The sequence below is a fragment of the Pseudomonas sp. SA195 genome (assembly GCF_054131565.1).
The window spans coordinates 1656070-1676147 of the sequence record NZ_CP096392.1; the positions used below are offsets into that span (position 1 = coordinate 1656070).

Annotated in this window: 15 protein-coding genes, 1 tRNA gene and 1 pseudogene; 10 read left to right on the plus strand and 7 right to left on the minus strand. The window is 62.8% G+C overall.

The window, feature by feature from the left end; genetic code table 11:
* The first annotated feature begins 17 nt into the window (after positions 1-17).
* Complete coding sequence (locus M1D78_RS07725; protein ID WP_437419805.1) at positions 18-842, plus strand: HpcH/HpaI aldolase/citrate lyase family protein; 825 nt, start codon at positions 18-20, stop codon at positions 840-842.
* 54 nt (positions 843-896) lie between these two features.
* Positions 897-1886, plus strand: a complete 990-nt coding sequence (locus tag M1D78_RS07730; protein WP_437419804.1) for a TRAP transporter substrate-binding protein — start codon at positions 897-899, stop codon at positions 1884-1886.
* 55 nt (positions 1887-1941) lie between these two features.
* Here M1D78_RS07730 and M1D78_RS07735 read toward each other — a convergent pair whose 3' ends face one another.
* The gene (locus M1D78_RS07735; RefSeq protein WP_437419803.1) at positions 1942-4683 is read right to left on the minus strand and encodes a S8 family peptidase; all 2742 of its coding nucleotides are present in this window, start codon (positions 4681-4683) and stop codon (positions 1942-1944) included.
* 310 nt (positions 4684-4993) lie between these two features.
* Here M1D78_RS07735 and M1D78_RS07740 point away from each other — a divergent pair, with 310 nt between their 5' ends.
* Positions 4994-5605, plus strand: coding sequence for a LysE family translocator (locus M1D78_RS07740; RefSeq protein ID WP_437419802.1), 612 nt, complete (start codon positions 4994-4996; stop codon positions 5603-5605).
* 57 nt (positions 5606-5662) lie between these two features.
* Here the strand turns inward: M1D78_RS07740 and M1D78_RS07745 are convergent, their stop codons facing one another.
* Positions 5663-6595: a hydroxymethylglutaryl-CoA lyase gene (locus M1D78_RS07745; RefSeq protein ID WP_437419801.1), complete on the minus strand. Its 933-nt coding sequence runs from the start codon at positions 6593-6595 to the stop codon at positions 5663-5665.
* A 25-nt stretch (positions 6596-6620) separates the two neighbouring features.
* Complete coding sequence (locus M1D78_RS07750) at positions 6621-7823, minus strand: CaiB/BaiF CoA transferase family protein (RefSeq protein ID WP_437419800.1); 1203 nt, start codon at positions 7821-7823, stop codon at positions 6621-6623.
* Between the two features lie 173 nt (positions 7824-7996).
* On the opposite strand from M1D78_RS07750, the gene M1D78_RS07755 reads away from it, so the two are divergent.
* Positions 7997-8896 carry a LysR family transcriptional regulator gene (locus M1D78_RS07755; protein WP_437419799.1) on the plus strand — a complete coding sequence of 300 codons (900 nt, stop codon included), beginning with the start codon at positions 7997-7999 and terminating at the stop codon, positions 8894-8896.
* A gap of 135 nt (positions 8897-9031) precedes the next feature.
* Positions 9032-10049, plus strand: a pseudogene (locus tag M1D78_RS07760) (DctP family TRAP transporter solute-binding subunit).
* 44 nt (positions 10050-10093) lie between these two features.
* On the opposite strand, the gene M1D78_RS07765 reads toward M1D78_RS07760, so the two are convergent.
* The gene (locus M1D78_RS07765) at positions 10094-11428 is read right to left on the minus strand and encodes a DUF2254 domain-containing protein (protein ID WP_437419798.1); all 1335 of its coding nucleotides are present in this window, start codon (positions 11426-11428) and stop codon (positions 10094-10096) included.
* A gap of 225 nt (positions 11429-11653) precedes the next feature.
* Here M1D78_RS07765 and acs point away from each other — a divergent pair, with 225 nt between their 5' ends.
* Positions 11654-13609 (plus strand): acetate--CoA ligase, encoded by a 1956-nt coding sequence (gene acs, locus M1D78_RS07770; RefSeq protein ID WP_437419797.1) that lies wholly within the window; start codon positions 11654-11656, stop codon positions 13607-13609.
* A gap of 30 nt (positions 13610-13639) precedes the next feature.
* Here acs and M1D78_RS07775 read toward each other — a convergent pair whose 3' ends face one another.
* Together M1D78_RS07775 and M1D78_RS07780 are read right to left on the minus strand one after the other, a co-directional pair.
* Positions 13640-14767, minus strand: a complete 1128-nt coding sequence (locus tag M1D78_RS07775) for a mechanosensitive ion channel family protein (RefSeq protein WP_437419796.1) — start codon at positions 14765-14767, stop codon at positions 13640-13642.
* Between the two features lie 118 nt (positions 14768-14885).
* Positions 14886-15239, minus strand: coding sequence for a rhodanese-like domain-containing protein (locus M1D78_RS07780; protein WP_437419795.1), 354 nt, complete (start codon positions 15237-15239; stop codon positions 14886-14888).
* A gap of 386 nt (positions 15240-15625) precedes the next feature.
* On the opposite strand from M1D78_RS07780, the gene M1D78_RS07785 reads away from it, so the two are divergent.
* Positions 15626-16165, plus strand: coding sequence for a hypothetical protein (locus tag M1D78_RS07785; RefSeq protein ID WP_437419794.1), 540 nt, complete (start codon positions 15626-15628; stop codon positions 16163-16165).
* Positions 16166-16246: 81 nt separating this feature from the next.
* On the opposite strand, the gene M1D78_RS07790 is transcribed toward M1D78_RS07785, so the two are convergent.
* A tRNA-Ser gene (locus M1D78_RS07790) sits at positions 16247-16336 on the minus strand.
* A 227-nt stretch (positions 16337-16563) separates the two neighbouring features.
* Here M1D78_RS07790 and M1D78_RS07795 point away from each other — a divergent pair.
* From M1D78_RS07795 to M1D78_RS07805, 3 genes are all read left to right on the plus strand, one after another.
* Positions 16564-17871 carry an HD-GYP domain-containing protein gene (locus M1D78_RS07795; RefSeq protein ID WP_437419793.1) on the plus strand — a complete coding sequence of 436 codons (1308 nt, stop codon included), beginning with the start codon at positions 16564-16566 and terminating at the stop codon, positions 17869-17871.
* A gap of 114 nt (positions 17872-17985) precedes the next feature.
* A complete protein-coding gene (locus M1D78_RS07800; protein WP_437419792.1) occupies positions 17986-18678 on the plus strand; it encodes a crotonase/enoyl-CoA hydratase family protein in 693 nt (230 codons plus the stop codon).
* A gap of 126 nt (positions 18679-18804) precedes the next feature.
* A complete protein-coding gene (locus M1D78_RS07805; RefSeq protein WP_437419791.1) occupies positions 18805-20025 on the plus strand; it encodes an aspartate aminotransferase family protein in 1221 nt (406 codons plus the stop codon).
* The last annotated feature ends 53 nt before the right edge of the window (positions 20026-20078 follow it).

A 20078-nucleotide genomic window follows, 5' to 3' on the forward strand; every position in this document is an offset into this window, starting at 1 on the left:
TCTGAAAAGGTACGTCTATGACTCGCATAATCCGCACTGCGTTGTTCGTTCCGGCGAGCCGCCCGGAGCGCATTCCCAAGGCGCTGGCGGCGGGCGCTGACGCGGTCATCGTCGACCTTGAGGACGCAGTCGCGGAGCATCTCAAGGCCGAGGCTCGAGGCAACCTTGACGCCTTCCTGGCTGCCACGCCGGAGGCTCGCGTTCTGGTGCGCATCAACGCACCGACGCATGCCGAACAGGCCGCGGACCTGGCGCTTTGCGCCCGCCATTCCGGAGTCGCCGGTGTGTTGCTGCCCAAAGTCGAAAGCGCCGTGCAGGTCGCCCTGGCCGCAGCCTGCGGCAGGCCGGTGTGGCCGATCGTGGAAAGCGCACGCGGGCTGGCCAACCTTGCCGAAATTGCCCAGGCGCCCGGCGTCGAGCGGCTGTCCTTCGGCTCGCTGGACCTTGGGCTCGATCTGGGATTGTCCAGCGGCACTGCCGCAGCCGAACGCATCCTCGACCAGGCGCGCTATGCGCTGCTGCTGCAGTCCAGGCTTGCCGGGCTGGCTCCGCCGCTCGACAGCGTATTTCCCGACATCAAGGACCTCCCTGGCCTTGCCCGGTTCGCCGCCGACGCCCGCGACATGGGCTTCGGCGGGTTGCTGTGCATTCACCCCAGCCAGGTCGCTGTGGTGCACGAAACGCTGATGCCCAGCGTCGATGAACTGGCCTGGGCGCAACGCGTCCTCGCGGCCGGTGCATCCGGTGATGGGGTCTTCGTGGTGGATGGGCAGATGGTCGATGCGCCTGTCGTCGGCCGGGCCCGCCGCCTGCTCCAACGTGCGGGGCAAGCGGTCCCCTGACCGTCGCAACGCCCGCGAAACGTACCAACCGACAACAACAAAAGGGGTACTTCCATGCTGAGCAACAAACTCAAGGCGCTCGCCTGCGCGCTGTCGTTCACTCTCGCAGGCTTCGCGCAAGCGGAGCCGATCACCATCAAGTTCTCTCACGTCGTGGCGGACAATACGCCAAAGGGGCAGGGCGCCCTGCTGTTCAAGAAGCTTGCCGAGGAGCGCCTGCCGGGTAAGGTGAGGGTCGAGGTCTATCCGAACTCGTCGCTGTTCGGTGACGGCAAGGAAATGGAGGCGTTGCTGATCGGCGATGTCCAGCTGTTGGCACCCTCGTTAGCCAAGTTCGAACAGTACGCCAAGCCAATCCAGATCTTCGACCTGCCGTTCCTGTTCGATGATCTGGCTGCCGCCGATCGCTTCCAGAGCAGCCCGCAGGGCAAGGCGCTGCTGACGTCCATGGAGGGCAAGAACATCACTGGCCTGGCCTATTGGCACAACGGCACCAAGCAAATGTCGGCCAACAAGCCACTGCGCGAACCCAAGGATGCGCGCGGGCTGAAGTTTCGTGTGCAGGCTTCGCAGGTGCTCGAAGAGCAGTTCAAAGCCGTGCGTGCCAACCCACGCAAGATGAGCTTTGCCGAGGTCTATCAGGGCCTGCAGACCGGCGTGGTCAATGGCACCGAGAACACCTGGTCCAATTACGAAAGCCAGAAGGTGCATGAGGTGCAAAAGTACATCACCGAGTCCGACCATGGCCTGATCGATTACATGGTGATCACCAATACCCAGTTCTGGCGTGGCTTGCCCGAGGATGTCCGCAGCGAGCTGGAACAGATCATGGCCGAGGTGACGGTGGAGGTGAACCGCCAGGCCGACGAGCTCAACCAGAAGGCCAAGCGCGCCATCGCCGATTCCGGCAAGAGTGAGATCATCCAGCTGACCCCGGCACAGCGCGCCGAATGGCGTGAGGCGATGCGCCCGGTATGGACGAAGTTCGAAAACGAAATCGGCGCCGATCTGATCAAGGCGGCCGAGGCCGCGAACAGGCCTTGAGGTCGGTTTCGCCGGATGTCGCCGAGCTGGGGCCCGGTGGCATCCGGCGGGGCCGTTAGTACGTCATGCCGGCGTTGATCATCAGCATCAGGTCGTCGTTGCCCGCTTCGTTGTTGTAGTCCTCGATGCGCAGCAGGCTGCCCTTGAAGGTGATCGCCCAGACCGGCACGTCGTAGCGGAAGAACATCTCGTATTCCATGTGCCGGCCGCTCGCGTCCAGGTTCAGGTCGACCCGTTTCCAGCTGACGCTGTTATCGGGATTGATGCCGGTCGGTAGCGTTGTCGAGAGCGTGCCGTCCTTCATCCGCAGGGGTTGGTAGGCGAGCGCGCCGAGCTGCCAGCCAGTGGCCGGTCGACCGATGACGCCCAGCGTGAAGCTGTCGCTGTTCAAACGGCCGGCCTGCATCCAGCCGGAGCCAGCGAGCCGCGTCTGCCCGTGGTTGTAACGCCCGTAGAGCTGCCAGTCTTCATTCAACGGCAACGCCAGGTTCAGGCCGCTGAACAGGGTTCGTGCCTGCCCGTTGCTCAACAGGCCATCGCTTTGCGTACCGAGCAGCCGGTTCTCTTCATTCAGTACGCCCACCTGTACGCTGGCGGCCAGCCCAGACGGTGCGACGTAGCCCCATTCGGTCTGCACGCTCTGTTGCAGGTCGGATCCCTTGCGCTCGGCAAAATGCGGCGCCTCGCCGGCCTGAACCTGCACGCCGCCATGCCAGCGGCTGCCGAGTTGCCAATGCATGCCGGCGCCACTCGCGCGTTCATCCAGACTCAGGTAGGGGTTGCCCAGTGCACGCGTAAGGCTGGCGTATTTAAGTGACGGTGCCAGGGTCGCGAGGCCTTGGTTCCAGGAGGGATCGGTGTTGAAGCTGGCGGTCATCGAAAGGTCGGGACCCAGCGGCTGCCACGCCTGGACTTCGCCGAGTGCCGCGAGCCCGCTGCCTTCGCTACCCGCCGTGAAATCCAGGCGCAGGCCACCCTCGGTGGCCAACGATTGCACGCGGTATTCCTGGTCGAAACGCGCGAGGTAGCCGTCTGTGTCGATGCGGGTGCGGTCGGCCTGGGTGTTGCCGCTGAGAACGGTGCCGCTGTAGATGAACGGTGCATCCAGGCTGTCCTTGAGGACCAGGCTGACCTTGGCGAGCGAGTCGCGGATGGCGCTGCCCATCGCCGAGCTTTCGCTCAGCACGCTCGTACTGAAGGGCACGATCCTCCCGCTGCTGGTTTCGATCATTAACGCGCCGATCGGCTGCGTGGCAGCGTTCAGGTCCATCAAGCCCTGGCCGTAGACTGCCTGATTGGAGTAGGGCCCGGTCTTGCTGGCCGACACGAGCAAGCGCTGGACGATCTGCTCGGCACTGAGCGTTGGAAACCGGTCCATCAGCAGGGCGACCCCGCCGCTGACCTGCGGTGCGGCGATGGAGGTGCCCGCGACCCACTGCGGTTGGCCGTCTGCGCCGACATCGACAACGACCTGCCCGGGCGCGGCGATGCACCAGGCCGCGGCATCGCCGCAGCGGTTCGAGTAGCTGGAGATGTTGCCCGCCGACGTGCCGAGGTTGTCGACCGCGACCACGGCCAACCACTGGCCTTGCAGCCCCGGCACCAGCACGGGCAGTGCGGCGAGTGAGCTGGGCTGGCTGTCGGCGCTGTTACCCGCCGCCCACACGTAGACGATGCCGGCATCGACACCTTGCTGGTAGATCGGGCCGAAGTGATCGCGTACCCAGGCCCCGCCGTCGGCATTGTCCTCGATGCGAGAGGTTCCGCCGCCGGCGCGGGTCAGGCTCCAGCTGTTGTTTGAAACGCGCGCGCCGTACTGGATTTCCCGGGCGACCTGGTCGCGGTCGCTCAGCGCGCCACTACCCAATACCCGGATCGGCAGTAGCTTGGCGTCATAGGCCACGCCATGCCCGGCCGACTCGTTCTTCTCCGCGGCCAGGGCCTTGGCCACAGCCGTACCGTGGGTGCCGGTGTCGGACATCCGTTCGCCCCCATCGGTAACGTAGTCGCCACCGGGGGCGATCTGGTTGCGTAGCTCGGGGGCGTCGATATCGACGCCCGTGTCCTTCACGGCGACGATTATCCCTTCGCCTGTGGCACCACGCGCGTAGGCATGGTCGGCCCCAAGGATCGAAAGATGGTTGGCGCGGTTGAATTCGGCCGTCCGAAAATCTTCCGGGACGGCGACCCGAGGCGGCTCGGGTGCCGGTTCCGGTTCGGGCGTAGGATCCGGTTCGGGGGCTGGGTCTGGGGTCGGCGTTGGTTGTGGCTCAGGCTCAGGCGTTGGCGTTGGCGTTGGCGTTGGCGTAGGTGCAGGGTCGGGTGTCGGTGCTGGCGTGGGTTCTGGCTCGGGCAGCGGAGCAGGCCGGGCGTTTTCCACGGGAGCTGGCCGGTCGTCGTCAGAGTGGCGGCGGGCCACCAGCGCGGCGGCCGTCACCACGGTTCCGGCGGCTATGAGCCCGCGACCCCGAGGCGTCTGGAACCAGGCGATACGTTCCTGCTCACTGGCCTTGGCGATGCTGGCCAGCAGCGCCTGGCGTTCAGGACTGGCCTCCTGACCGAGGTACTGTACGAGCGTGCTGCGATATTCCGGGAAGATCTCGAGCGCCGGTTCGACTTGCAGGCGCAGCAGCGAATCGGGCAGCTCGTACAGGCGGACGAACTCCTGCTGGATTTCCGGCATCAGCTCGGGCGGTGGCAAAGGCGTGCCCCAGGCTGGGGTGCAAAGGGCCAGGCCGAGCAGCGTTCGAACTGTCAGCCTACCGGGTGCATAAGGCCGGCCTTTAGCGTGGTCCATGCAGAAGCTCCTGTTGTTTTTTGATCAAGGCTGCCCGGCAGCAGCAAGCGGTGCGCCACTTGTTTGGCGTATCGATAGGGATGAGTCGGTTTTGTGACGTAAGGCGTGGGGCGGGTTTCAAGAAGGCGAAGCGGTTAACGAAGCGGGCTGTTCACGCGGCGAGGCTGGCTTTGTCTGTAGGCTGACGAACTGACCTGAATGGTCAGTTTTGCCGGCGTTGCGACAGCGCGGAATGTGCACCGAAACCGGTACGTTTCAGTACATACATATGGTCTAGGCTTGCTTGGCCCCCTTTGAGCGAGGTTCGCCGATGCCAAACCCTGAATTTCTGCTGACCGCACTGATCGTCGTGCTCATTCCCGGTACGGGCGTGCTGTACACAGTGTCGGTCGGGCTAATGCTGGGGCGCCGCGCCAGCTTCTTCGCGGCGCTGGGCTGCACGCTTGGCATATTGCCGGCACTGGGCGCCAGCCTGCTTGGCCTGGCGCTCGTGCTGCATCTCAGCGCAGTGGCATTTCAGGTGGTGAAGTTCTTTGGCGTCGCCTACCTGCTGTATCTCGCCTGGACCATGTGGCGCGATATGGGTGCTCTAGCGGGCCCTGTCGCAGGAAGCGGCGCGCTCTGGCGAGTGGCGTTGCGCGGGCTGCCGATCAATATCCTCAACCCTAAGCTATCGATCTTCTTTCTCGCCTTTCTGCCGCAGTTCGTTGACCCGCATGCGGGCGGAGCGACCGTTCAGATGCTGACGCTGGGTGGCGTGTTCATGGCGATGACCTTCGTTGTGTTCGTTATCTACGGCCTGCTTGCCGGACGGTTGCGCGAGCGGGTAATCGGTTCACCACGAGCCTTGGCGTGGTTGCGACGCAGCTTTGCGGTCGCTTTCGCCGCGCTGGGCGCACGGCTGGCGCTTGCCGAGCGATAGGCGTGAGTACGCCTCATCCCGCAACCGGTGCGAAGGACTCGGCCCCGCACCCTAGCCTCAAACTGAGCCGTCCATCCACTTCGGCTTGGGGTAGCGTCGATCCGAGGTGCCGGCCTTGAGGATGGCGCCCGGCACGTCGTGGCCGAGCAGGTCGGGCAGGCTGGCCGCGCAGGCGAGCAGCCGATGCAGATCGACGCCTGTGTTCAGCCCCATGCGCTCGAACATGTGCACCAGATCCTCGGTGCAGATGTTGCCGCTGGCGCCGGGTGCGTAGGGGCAGCCGCCGAGGCCGCCGAGCGAGGCGTCGAAGCGGTCGATGCCGGCTTTCAGCGCAGCCAGCGCATTGGCGAGCCCCATGCCACGGGTATTGTGGAAGTGCGCGGTGAAGACGACCTTTGGATGGCGCGCGAGCAGGTCGCTGCAGAGGCGCTCGACCTGCGCCGGGTCGGCCATGCCGGTGGTGTCGCAGAGCGTCACGCCCTGCACGCCGATGTCCAGCAGGCGTTGTACCAGTTCATGCACGCGTGCCTGCGGCACCGCGCCTTCGAACGGGCAGCCGAAGGTGGTCGACAGTGAGGCGTTGATGAATACGGAGGTCCCGCGGGTAACCTCGATGATCGCCTCGAACTGTTCGAGCGACTGCTCGGGGGTCATGCGCAGGTTGGCCAAACCGTGGGTATCGCTGGCCGACATCACCAGGTTGATCTCGTCGACCTGGCACGCCAGCGCCCGCTCGCAGCCTCTCACATTGGGCACCAATACGGTGTATTCGACGCCCGGGACGCGGCGGATACCGCGCATCACATCTTCGGCATCACGCAGGTTGGGGATGGCCTTTGGCGATGTGAACGAGGTGACCTCGATCTTCGCCAGGCCCGTTTCGGAAAGGCGGTCGACCAGGGCGATCTTCTCCTCGGTGGGGACGAAGGTCGGTTCGATCTGGAAGCCATCGCGCGTGGCGACGTCCTGGATGTAAAGGCGTTGGGTCATGGTGTCTCCGGGCTAAGCCTTGGGTTCAGACGATGCCGCGCTCGCGTAGGCCGCGAACCTGGTCCTCGGTCAGGCCGAGGCCGGCCAGCACATCGTCGGTGTGCTCGCCCAGTTGCGGGCCGCCTTCGCCGATACGTCCCGGCGTGCGGCTGAGCTTGGGCAACACGCCCGGCACTTTCAGCGGCCCGGCGCTGGTCTCCACCTGCTCGATCATCTGTCGCGCGAGATAGTGGGGGTCTTTCACGATGTCGGCCGCGTTGTAGGGATATCCCGCCGGTACACGGGCGCCTTTCAGTGCCTCGATGACCTGGTCGCGGCTGTGCTTGACCGTCCACTCGCCAATGGCGGCATCGATCAGTTCGGCGTGCTGGGCGCGGCCGTCGTTGTGGGCGAAACGGGGGTCGTCGGCAAGGTCTTGCCGGCCGATGAGGTGCATCAGGCGCCGATAGATGCTGTCGCCATTGCCCGCGATAAGGACGTAGGCGCCGTCGTTACACAGGTATGAATTGGACGGTGTGATGCCTGGCAGCGCGCTGCCTGCCGGCTCGCGGATGTAGCCGAAGGCGTCATACTCCGGCACGAGGCTTTCCATCATGGCGAAGACCGATTCGTAGAGCGCCACGTCGATCTCCTGGCCTCGGCCGCTGCGCTGGCGCTCTTGAAGCGCAAGCAATACGCCGATCACGCCGTGGAGAGACGAAAGCGAGTCGCCGATGCTCACGCCGACCCGCACCGGCGGCTGGCCCGGGTAGCCAGACAAGTGGCGCAGGCCACCCATGGCTTCGCCGATCACGCCGAAACCCGGTAGGTCACGGTAAGGGCCGGTTTGGCCGTAACCCGAAATGCGCAGCATGATCAGCCGCGGATTGATGCGCGACAGTTCCTCCCAGCCCAGCCCCCAGCCCTCGAGCGTGCCGGGGCGGAAGTTCTCGACCAGTACGTCGGCGTCGGCGACCAGCTTGCGGACGATGTCCTGGCCCTCGGGCGCCTTGAGGTCGAGCGTGACGGACTGCTTGTTGCGTGACTGCACGTGCCACCAAAGCGAGGTCCCGTTCTTGAGCTTGCGCCACTTGCGCAGCGGGTCGCCGACGCCCGGCGGCTCGATTTTGATCACCTGTGCGCCAAACTCGCCGAGCATCTTGCTGGCAAAGGGGCCGGCGATCAGCTGGCCCATCTCGATGACCTTGAGGCCATGCAGCGGCATGCTGTCTTCGTTCTTCTGGTTCATCACAACACCTGTGCCGGTAGCTCTGTAGGCGCAGGATGACTCAGCGCGCGGCAGTGAACAATTATCCGATGACCAAGCAAGCCTTCGCGTACTGCGAAGGCAGAATCCTGATGCCGCCACGATCAAGGCGGTTTATGGTTGGCGCTTCGCCAGTCACGAACAGGGTTAGCCAGATGCGCCGGATCGATTTCGTCACCTTGCGGCTGTTCGCGGCGATTGCCGACGAGCGCAGCCTGACGCGCGCTGCGGAGCGCGAGCATCTGGCGCTGGCGGCCGTCAGCAAGCGCGTCAGTGATCTTGAAGGGCAGCTCGGGGTCAGCCTGCTTTATCGCCAACCCAAGGGCGTGGAGCTGACACCAGCCGGCCACGCGCTGCTGCACCACGCTCGCAATCTGCTCGACAGTCTCCAACAGCTGGACGCGGACCTCAGTGAGTTCAGCCAGGGCGTCAAAGGCCACGTGCGCATCCACGCCAACACCTCGGCCGTGATCGAGTTCCTGCCCGAGGACCTGAGCAGCTTTGCCAGGCGCCATCCCGAGGTGAAGATTGACCTCGAGGAACGTGTCAGCAGCGACACGTTGAGGGCGCTGCGTGAAGGGCTCACCGATATCGGTATCTTCGCCGGGCACATGGCCGCGGACGATCTTCAAGTGTTCAGCTATCGGCAGGACCAGCTTGTGCTCGTGACTCCGCGCGGTCATGCGCTGGCTGGGCAGTCGGCGCTGGCGCTGCGCGAAGCGGTCGGCTACGACTTCATCGGGCTGCAGCAAGACGCCTCGTTGCACGCGTTGCTGCACCAGTCCGCGTTGCAGCTCGGCACGCCCCTGCGCCTGCGTATCCAGGTGCGCAGCTTCGAGGCGATCTGCCGGATGATCCATACCGGCATGGGCATCGGTGTGCTGCCTGAGCAGGTCGTGCGTAACTACCTGCCGGTGCTGGACGTGGCGATGATCCCGCTGACCGACCCCTGGGCGCAGCGCGAATTGAAGCTCGGCGTGCGCAACCTCGATGCCTTGTCGGTGACGGCCCGACAGATGCTTGAGCACCTCACCAGCCGCGAAGGGAAGGGGTGATACTGCGACCTGCAGCGCGGTGCCTTCGCGTCGGGCGAAGCCTCGCTTGGTCAAATATGAATTTCAGGCCCAAATCACGCCGCGTAGAGTCCAGACCGTACCCAGCTCACCACAACTACAAGACGGAGCTTTCCCATGGCACGACTTTTTCTGCGCAGCGTTACCCGTTTACTGGCCGCGTCGGCCCTGTGCGCCGTGTTCAGCGCGCAAGCTGAGCAACAGCCGGCTGAGCCCATCCTCATCAAGTTTTCGCACATCACGGCTGACACCACGCCAAAAGGGCAGGGCGCCCTGCTGTTCAAAAGGCTGGTAGAGGAGCGAATGCCCGACAAGGTGAAGGTAGAGGTGTACGCCAACTCCTCGTTATACGGTGACGGTAAGGAGATGGAAGCGCTGTTGCTCAACGAGGTTCAGATGCTTGCCCCAGCGCCCTCCAAACTCGAGCAGTACACCAAGCAGCTGCAGTTGTTCGACCTGATGTTCCTGTTCGATGACGTCGCCGCAGCCCAGCGCTTTCAGCAATCGGACAAGGGCAAGGCGATGCTCAGGTCAATGGAGGACAAAGGCATCACCGGCTTGGCTTACTGGCTCAACGGCATGCGCCAGTTCACCGCCAACAAGCCGCTGCGCGAGCCTGGCGACGCGCGGGGGTTGAAGTTCCGCGTGCAGCCATCGGACCTGCAGGCGGCGCAGTACACCGCGTTGCGTGCCGTGCCGCGCAAGATGGCCTTCGCTGAGATTTACCAAGGGCTGCAGACCGGCGTGGTCAATGCGCAGGACAACCCCTGGTCGAACATCTACAGCCAGCGTTACTTCGAAGTGCAGAAGTACATGACCGAGTCCAATCACGGCATCGGAAACTACCTGCTGATCACCAACACGCAGTTCTGGAACGGTCTGCCTGCACCGGTGCGCGCCGAGCTCGAGGCGATCATCGAATGAAGTCACCACCGAGGTGAATCGTCAGGCGCAGGCGCTCAACGACAAGGCCCGTCAGGACATTCTCGACACCGGCAAGAGCGAAATCCTTGTGCTGACCGAAGAGCAGCGCAACGCCTGGCGCGACGCGGTGCGCCCAGCCTGGAAGAAATACGAGGCCGAGATTGGCCCGGACCTGATCAAGGCCGCGGAAGCTGCAAACGCTGGTAACTGACAGGCCCTGCAAACCGCGCCGCCTCCGTTGGCGGCGCGTGGGTTTCAGCCCAACCTTTCGTTCTCGACGGGTAAAAACGTGACGGCCGGATGCTTGCGTCCTTCGAGCCTGAGTAATCGATCGATTGCATCGTTCACCGCCTGCCGGTCCCGCCAGTTTGCGACTTCAGCGTCCGCCTGGTCGCGCAGCGCCCTTATTTCTTCGTGGATTGCCTCGATTTGCTCGTCGCTCGGGCTGTCGTGCAGCGCATTCTTCATGCACTGCAGCAGCGTGATGATCACCAGCGGATCCTGGCTGGCGTACACCCGAATAGGCGCGATAACCGTCTCCAGCATGCGTGGCATAGCCAGTTGCGGATAGAAAAGGCGCGGCACGCCCTCATCGAAACAGCCAACGTCGTAGGGCGGCACGCCCCCGATTCGCTGCAGCAGAACGCTGATGAGATTCACCGCTCGCATCGCCGTGCCGGGGTCGTTGATGGCGGGGCTGATGGCTTTAACCGCGATTTCCGCCATTTGCCGCATGCCGTAGGACACATTGGCACTGGCGAACTCGTTGTTGTGGAAGTCGAAACAATCGGTCGCCCAGGCCTGTTCATGCTCGTCGAGGGGCTCGCTGAACCGAATCAGCGGATGGCCTTCGACGAGAAAGAAGCCGGGCTCTACCTGGATCACTGCGACCAGGCCGCGCTTGCTCAGCAACTCGCCCAGCCGTCGCTCGTTCACAGCGCGTAAGTAGCCGGGGCGCGAGGCCGGGAGACACCACCAACCTGCTGCATCCGGAAAGGGCCCCGCATCTGAGAGCCGCTTTTTACGCTTCTCCAGGTTGGCGTAGGCGCCTTGGTAAAGCTGGTTCAACACCCAGTCGACCTGGATCGACTGCGACACCGAGCGGATGAACACGACGAACATCGCCAGGTTGAAGATGCCCATCAGTACGGCAAGGGCCACGCCTACAGAGGGGATGCTGGTCGAGTCTTTGGTATCGATCACGCTGATCAACAACAGGTAATACAGCGTACTGCCCAGATAGATGCCGAGTATGACCCTGTTGCGTGTGTCACTGATCAAGCCAGGCAGTACGCGGGGTGTCAGGCGGGCCGCGGCGCCATTGAGTACCACCATGACCATCGAGAAGCTGAATACGGTCAGCGAGACAATGCTGGTTACCAGCGTGCCGAGAATCTCGCGACCGGTATCAGGATCGCGCAGGCCCGCCGGTAGCCGCTCGCTGACCGGGGCAGCCATCGAGCTGTTCTCCAAGGTCAGCACCGCGGCGGCAATCAATGCATAGACGGCCGTAATGATCACCGGGTAGAAGGCGATGCTTTCCGTGATCCGCTTGAATTGGCGAAACAGGGTATTCGACGGGGCGGGCATTGGACATTCCTGGAGGGGCGATGAAGCTGAGACAGCCGTCAGCCGAGAAGTACGCCTGGCCGAACAGGTCTATGCTTGCAGAAGGCCGGTATTGCCCGGTGGAACACTTTGGCCCCGCGTAGCTCGAAGATGAAGTCTGCCAGGCGCTTGGTTTGGATTCGTATGGTTCGCCTGTAGGACAGGGGTTATTCGAAAGATAACGAGACCGACGAGTGAGGTACTGCCATGAGCGCTGCGTCCCTGTATCCCGTGAACCCGCAAGTCGCCGAACGGTCGCTGACCGACGAGGCCACCTACAAGGCCATGTACCAGCAGTCAGTGGTCAACCCTGACGGCTTCTGGCGCGAGCAGGCGGCGCGACTCGACTGGATCAAGCCCTTCACTCGCGTCAAGCAGACCTCCTTCGATGACCACCATGTCGATATCAAGTGGTTCGCCGACGGCACGCTGAATGTCTCGGCCAATTGCCTGGACCGTCATCTCGAAAAGCGCGGTGATGACGTTGCGATCATCTGGGAGGGCGATGATCCCGCTGAGCACCGGCGGATCACTTACCGCGAGCTCCACCATGAGGTCAGCAAGTTCGCCAACGCCTTGCGCGGACAAGATGTGCACCGCGGCGACGTGGTGACGATCTACATGCCGATGATTCCTGAAGTGGCAGTGGCGATGCTGGCGTGCGCCCGCATCGGCGCAATCCATTCGGTGGTTTTCGGTGGGTTTTCCCCCGAGGCGCTGGCCGGGCGCATCATCGATGGCAGCTCGAAGGTGGTGATCACGGCCGACGAGGGCCTGCGTGGCGGCAAGGTGGTTCCGCTAAAGGCCAACGTCGACGAGGCACTGACGAACCCGCAGACAAACTGCGTTCAGAAGATCATCGTGGTCCGGCGCACCGGCAACGCGATCAAGTGGAACCCGCATCGCGACATCTGGTACGACGAGCTGATGCACGTTGCGGGTGATGTCTGCGCGCCGAAAGAGATGGGTGCCGAGGAGCCGCTGTTCATCCTCTATACGTCCGGCTCCACGGGCAAACCCAAGGGCGTGTTGCATACCTGTGGCGGCTATCTGCTGTATGCCGCGCTTACCCACGAGCGAGTCTTCGACTACCGGGCCGGCGAGGTTTACTGGTGTACCGCCGACGTCGGCTGGATCACCGGCCACAGCTATCTGGTGTACGGGCCGCTAGCCAATGGCGCGACAACGCTGATGTACGAGGGTGTGCCGAATCATCCTGACGTCACTCGGGTCGCCCAGATTATCGATAAGCACAAGGTCAATGTGCTTTACACCGCACCGACCGCAATCCGCTCGATGATGGCCGAAGGCGTTGCGGCGATGCAGGGCGCCGATGGCTCCAGCCTGCGATTGCTGGGCTCGGTGGGCGAGCCGATCAATCCTGAGGCCTGGCACTGGTATTACGAGACGGTTGGCAAATCGCGCTGCCCGATCGTCGATACCTGGTGGCAGACCGAGACTGGCGGCATCCTTATCAGCCCGCTTCCCGGTGCGACAGCACTTAAGCCCGGTTCGGCAGCCCGGCCGTTCTTTGGGGTAGTGGCGGGCCTGGTCGACAACCTCGGCAACCTGCTTGAAGGCGCGACCGAAGGTAACCTTGTGATTCTCGATTCGTGGCCCGGGCAGATGCGCACCATCTACCGCGACCACGACCGCTTCGTCGATACCTACTTCAAGACATTCCGCGGCATGTATTTCACCGGTGACGGCGCGCGCCGGGACGAGGATGGTTATTACTGGATCACCGGGCGTGTGGATGACGTACTCAATGTATCGGGCCATCGCATGGGCACCGCTGAGATCGAAAGCGCGATGGTTGCGCATCGCAAGGTGGCCGAGGCTGCAGTCGTCGGGGTGCCGCATCCGTTGAAGGGGCAGGGCATTTACGTCTATGTCACGCTGGTTGCCGGGGAGGAGCCCACCGATCAATTGCGTCAGGAGCTGCAACAGTGGGTGCGTCGTGAGATTGGGCCGATTGCCGTACCGGATGTGATCCAGTGGGCGCCCGGGCTACCCAAAACACGCTCGGGCAAGATCATGCGGCGCATTCTGCGCAAGATCGCGACGGATGATTTCGATGCGCTTGGCGATGTGTCGACCCTCGCAGACCCAGGCGTGGTGCCGCAGCTGATCGAGGCGCACAAGCGCATCCAGTCACACTGACCAGTCGGCGGTGCCAGGCACCGCTTGATGTCAGGCGTTGGGCTGTAGCCGGGCGTCGGCGCCTTGCTGGTTGGCAGCCGGGCCTTGTTTCGGCACGCCGGCGACGTTCAATTCCGGGAAGCTGCCACCGATGAATTCGACACTGCGCGTGGGGAAGGCAAACTGCACGCCCATCTCGCGAATGCCATCGAGCAGCTTCAGGTTGATTTCCTGCTGGGCATCCATGTACGCGTTGTAGTCCGACACTTGCATGATGTAGACGACCTCGAAGGTCAGTTGGCTGTCGTCGAAAGCCAGGAAATGCGCACGGTCGAAGTTGGCATTTTCGATGCCGTCGATGATGCGTTTTACCAGGGCGGCAACTTCGCGCACCTTGTCGCTTGGCGTGTTGTAGGTGATGCCGAACTTGAACACGATCCGCCGGGTGTTCATGCGCTTGTAGTTGTGCAGGATCTGCTTGAGCAGGTCGGCGTTGGAGCACACCACTTGCTCACCGCTCAGGGCGCGGATTCGGGTGGTTTTCAAGCCGATGTGCTCGATGTTGCCAGCGACCGAACCAAAGACGACGAAATCCCCGATCTCGAAGGGCTTGTCCACACCAATCGAGAGCGAAGCGAAGATATCGCTGAGCAGCGTCTGCACGGCCAGCGCAATGGCGATACCGCCAACACCGAGGCTGGCGACCATGGCCGTGATGTCGACCCCAAGGTTGGCCAGAATCGAGAGCAGCATCATCGTCCAGATAACGATGCGGATCATGATGCCGATGATGGTCGTGGTGACCGGGTTCCGCGTCTTGCCGTCCCGGGTCAGGCTTTCCATCCATAGGCGAGCGGCAGTGTCCAGCCACAGGGCAATCTGGAACGCCAGCGCGATGAACCAGCCGTGTGCCATCGCCAGTTCCCAGCGAGCGGGCAGCTGCACGACCTTGAGCGCGATGAGCAGGGAAAGAGCGATCAGCAGGATATGGCTGGTGCGGCTGAGCATTTCCGCCGCGATACTGGCAAAGCCGGTGGTCGAGCCTTTCGAAAGCTTGCGCAGCCGATTGGTGATGATGCGCAGCACAGCCTGCATGACCAGGTAGCTGACAACGGTGATGCCAAGAACGATGGCGATGTTCATCCAGAGCTGTTCATTCAGCATCAGGTCCCAATTCATCAAGCGAGGCCTCCGGGTCTTCTGGCAAGGGCGATGACTCCTTTTTCAGTAGTCATGGCCGCGCATTAGTTCCCTGATCAGCCGCTTCGAAAGCGGACCGTTGTAGCAGACGGCGACGTCAGCGAGGTGGGACGAGGTCCTTGAGATCGTCGTACCCGCCGGCGTTGTACACCTGGCTGTAACCCATCGCTCGCAGCTTGTCCTGCGCCGCCGAAGAGCGAGTGCCGCTGCGGCAATACAGCACCACCGGCGTGTCTTTGTCGGGTGCGACGCTGGCAATACGATCGGCCAGTTCGCTGGTCTCGATGCGAGTGGAGCCGGGGAGGGCGCCCTGAGCGTGCTCCTGTTCGGTCCGTACATCGATCAGCACGACGCCGGGTTCCTGCAAAGCCTGCAAGGCTGCGGGCTGGTCGATTTGCCCGGCCATGGCCCAGTGGGTGAGGGCCATGAAAAGGATCAACACTCGATGCATGCCGGTTCTCCTTGACGTAAAGGTGTTCAGCTGATCAGTCGGCTGAGATTGGGCAGGATCAGCACCACTGCCGTGGCGATCAGAATCATTGTCGCCTGCCTGAATTTCTTGTGCTTGAACATGATGGCGGCCTTGTTGTCGTAGGCGCGGGCGTCGATCGGGCCGTCCCGCGTCTTGATGGCTTAACGGGTGAAACGAGCAGTACGGGAGGCCAGGCCGCGAAGTCGAGGGGCCTGTTCGACGCTGGGCACGCAAGTTTGGATCAGCATCGTTCCGCGAAAACTGAAGCAATATGTGGACCATGGTTAACGCGACAGGACTTACGCACGCCTGCGCCGCCGGGGTGTCCATCGTCATGTAAGCCACGAGAAATGGAGGCAACGCAGATGAACCGACTGCTGATTCCCATGCTTCTGGCGCCCTTGGCGCTGACCGGCCAAGTGCTGGCGCAGGAGCGGAACTTGACCCTGCAAGAGGAACGCGAACGCATCGGGGAGCGAATGGAAGCCGAGCGGCGCGAAACGGCGCGTGAAATCAATGCCATCCGCGAGCCAGAGGCTGCCGCCGGGAGCGAGCAGGGAGCGGCTGCCGGAGCGGCACGGCCGAACCGGGCGATCGGCCCGCGTGCCGCGGCCCCGCAGTCGGAGCCAACTCCAGGCCTGAGCAATGATCCAGTGGGCGATCCCGATCCGGTGCAGCGAGGCACGCAGCAACCGCCGATCACGACCACTGGTCCGGGCCAATCGACGACCGGTCCCGGGATCTCGACCACGACGGGTACACCAGGCGAATCCGCTCCCCGCAATGGTGCAAATGGAAACGCCGGCTCGACCGGTGGTGCACCAGCGGGTGGAATCGGAACATCGGGCGGTAACGGGAACGCAGGGCCAGGCGGAACGGGGCTGGGTGCATCGGGCGGCAACTGAGCGGCAGAGATGATGCCGGCGACAGGAAAGTTGGACTGCTGAAACGACAAAGCCCCGCATGGCGGGGCTTTGTATGGGGTCTGGCGGTGAGGGAGGGATTCGAACCCTCGATACGGTTTCCCGTATACACACTTTCCAGGCGTGCTCCTTCAACCGCTCGGACACCTCACCGGATCTCGAGGACAGGTCAGTCCGTCGAGGCGCGCTAATGTAGCCGAACACTTCGCCAATGGCAAAAACTTTTTGAGTTTTTTCATGCGGTTAAGCGGCGGTTTAAATACTGGCTAATTGCGCGTATCCAAGGAACCTCTGCATGTTCTAGGGTTCTGAGGTCAAGTTGGTGTACGCCGTTCGGCCTGATGACGACACCTGAATATGAAGAGCCGGGAAAGGCTTCGATGAAGTTATTCAAAAGCAAGCGCAAGCGACCAGATGCGGTGCTGGTTCCAACCAAGCGGCGCCTGCACGTCAGCCATCTGGAGCTTGGCATGTTTATCTGCGAGCTGGACCGCCCGTGGCGCCAGACCGATTTCCTGTTCCAAGGCTTTCCTCTGCTCAAACTGGAACACATCCAGGCAGTGCGCGAGCGCTGCGATTATGTCTTCGTCGATGACACCCGCCGCGTGCTGGTCGACGACGGGCAAGTGATCGTGTCATCGGCGACCCCGCTCAAGGTCGAGCGCAGGCTAAACCGCATCCCCCTCTCGCTCGAGGTGCAGGAGGCCAGTGCCGCCTATTACGACAGCGTAACGGTGCTCGATCAGGTCCTACTCGATGTGCAGCATGGGCGGGCAATCGACACCAAGGCCTGCCAGCAGTTGGTCAAGCGCAACCTCGAAAGCATGCTGCGCAACGAGAGCGCCATGCTCTGGCTGACGCGATTGAAATCCCAAGACGTCTACACCAGCCTGCATTGCCTGTCGGTGTCCATATTGGCGATGGGGTTTGGGACTCACCTGGGGCTATCGGACGAGAAGATCGAGCTGCTCGGCATCGCCGGTCTGCTGCACGACGTCGGCAAGATGAAGATCGATCCTCAGATCCTGAACAAGCCGGGCAAGCTCACCCAGGAAGAGTTCACTCTTATCAAGCAGCATCCGGCGTTCGGTTATCAGGCGCTATGCACGCAGGCCGATATCCCACCTGCTGCCGCCCAAGCGGCGCACGGTCATCATGAACGGCTCGATGGGCGTGGTTATCCGCTCGGTCTCGACCGTTACCAGATTCCGTTCACCACGCGGGTGATCACCATCGTCGACGCCTTCGATGCGATCACTAGCCATCGCTCCTACGACAATGCGCGGCCGATCCAGGCTGCCTACGACGTGCTGCGTAGCGGTGCGGACCAGCAGTTCGACGAAGCGCTCGTTCACGAATTCATCCGCTGGCTCGGGGTGTTTCCCGTGGGCACGCTGGTCGAGCTGCACACTGGTGAGGTGGCGCTGGTGCTGGAGAAGCACCCGCAACTGCATCTGCGACCCAAGGTAGTGGTATTGCGCAACGCGGCCAAGGAACCTTGCGAGCCCCGCTACCTGGACCTGGCGCAGCTCACCGTCGATGCCGAAGGCACGCCGTACCGGATCAGCAGCGGGCTGTCCGATGGCTCCTTCGGGTTGTATGTTTCCGATCCGCAGTTGCAGGGCATTCTTCACCCGGAGCTGCTTGCCGTGTTGGAACTCGAACCGGAACCGGACGCGATCCGCTAGTGCTTGCTCTCCCTTCGAAAGGCCCTGTTTCGTGACCGAGCGGTCGGTCGCCGTGCTTTACCTGACTCGGTTGGCTGGGTAACGTCTGGCGACTTCTAACAAGGAATTCTCGCCATGAGTGAACTGGTTTCCTACGAACTCGACGATGGCATCGCCACGCTGACCCTCAGCAACGGCAAGGTCAACGCGTTGTCGCCGGCCGTGTTCGATGCCCTCAATGCCGCGCTCGACCGCGCCGAGCAGGACCGCGCCGTAGTCATCCTCACAGGGCAACCCGGCATTCTTTCCGGCGGTTACGACCTCAAGGTAATGACCTCGAGCGCGGAGAACGCCATCTCGCTCGTTGCGACCGGCTCGACCTTTACCCGCCGCATGCTCGCCCACCCATTTCCGATCATCGTGGCCTGCACAGGCCATGCGATTGCCAAGGGCGCGTTCCTGCTGCTCAGCGCCGACTATCGGATCGGAGTGGAAGGCGCATTCAACATCGGGCTGAACGAAGTCCAGATCGGCATGACCATGCACCACGCAGGCATCGAGCTTGCGCGGGACCGGCTGCGCAAGTCGGCATTTCATCGCTCGGTCATTAACGGCGAGATCTTCGACCCGCAGGGTGCCGTCGATGCAGGCTTTCTCGACCGAGTGGTGCCAGCGGGCGAGCTGATGCCGGTCGCACGGGCCACCGCGGAGCAGTTGAAAAAGATCAACATGACGGCGCACCGCAATACCAAGCTGAAGGTACGCAAAGCGCTGCTGGAAACACTGGACAAAGCGATCGAACTGGATCGTCAGCATTCGCTGTCCTGACAGCCCGTAGAGGGTGTCCGGAGAATTTTCGCGGGGTCGCCCATTCCACTGGCCCTGCGTTTAAACTGCGCGGGCAACGCCCCGCCATGGCGGGGCGTTTTCATTTTTCATCGCAGGAGAGTCCTGATGTCCGCCCCGCATATCCCGGTAGATCGTGCCGATTTCGACCAGGTCATTGTTCCCACCTTCGCGCCGGCTGCGTTTATCCCGGTCCGAGGCGAGGGCTCCCGCGTGTGGGACCAGAGTGGACGCGAGCTGATCGACTTCACCGGTGGCATTGCCGTGAACGTGCTTGGCCACGCCCATCCGGCCTTGATGGCAGCCCTGACCGAGCAGGCCGGAAAGCTGTGGCACATCTCCAACATCTTCACCAACGAGCCGGCGCTGCGCCTGGCCAAGAAGCTTGTCGCCGCGACCTTCGCCGACCGTGCCTTTTTCTGCAATTCCGGCGCTGAGGCGAACGAGGCGGCATTCAAGCTGGCCCGCCGGTACGCGCACGATCGTCATGGGGCCGAGAAATTCGAGATCATCTCGGCAGTCAACAGCTTCCACGGGCGTACGCTATTCACGGTGACAGTGGGTGGCCAGCCCAAATACTCCGATGGCTTTGGCCCGAAAATCCAAGGCATCAGCCACGTGCCGTATAACGACCTGGCTGCGCTGGAAGCTGCTATCTCGGACAAGACCTGTGCAGTGGTGCTGGAACCGATCCAGGGCGAAAGCGGTGTGCTGCCCGCCGAGCAGGCCTACCTGGACGGCGCACGGGCGCTCTGCGACAAGTACAACGCGCTGTTGATCTTCGACGAAGTTCAGACCGGCATGGGCCGCACCGGCGAGCTCTATGCCTACATGAATTACGGTGTGACGCCGGACATCCTCACCAATGCCAAAAGCCTCGGTGGCGGTTTCCCCATTGGTCTGATGCTGACCACGAATGAAGTGGCCAAGCACTTCAGCGTGGGCACGCATGGCACCACCTACGGAGGTAACCCGTTGGCCTGCGCCGTGGCTGAAGCGGTAGTCGATATCGTCAACACGCCGGAGGTGCTATCGGGCGTCAAGGCGCGCCACGAGCGCTTCAAGCGCGGATTGCTCGACATCGGCCAGCGCCATGGCTTGTTCGATCAGGTGCGCGGCATGGGATTGCTGATCGGGTGTGTGCTGAACGAGACCTGGAAAGGGCGCGCACGCGAGATATTCGATGCGGCCGAGAAGGAAGCGCTGATGATCCTGCAAGCCGGCCCTGATGTGATCCGACTGGCGCCCAGCCTGGTGATCGAGGAGGCCGACATTGCTGAGGGCTTGGCCCGCTTCGAACGCGCAGCCGCCAAGCTGGCGCAGGCCTGAGTACTCCGGGGCGCCAGAGGCGCCCTTCCTATACCTCCAACGAGACGAGATGT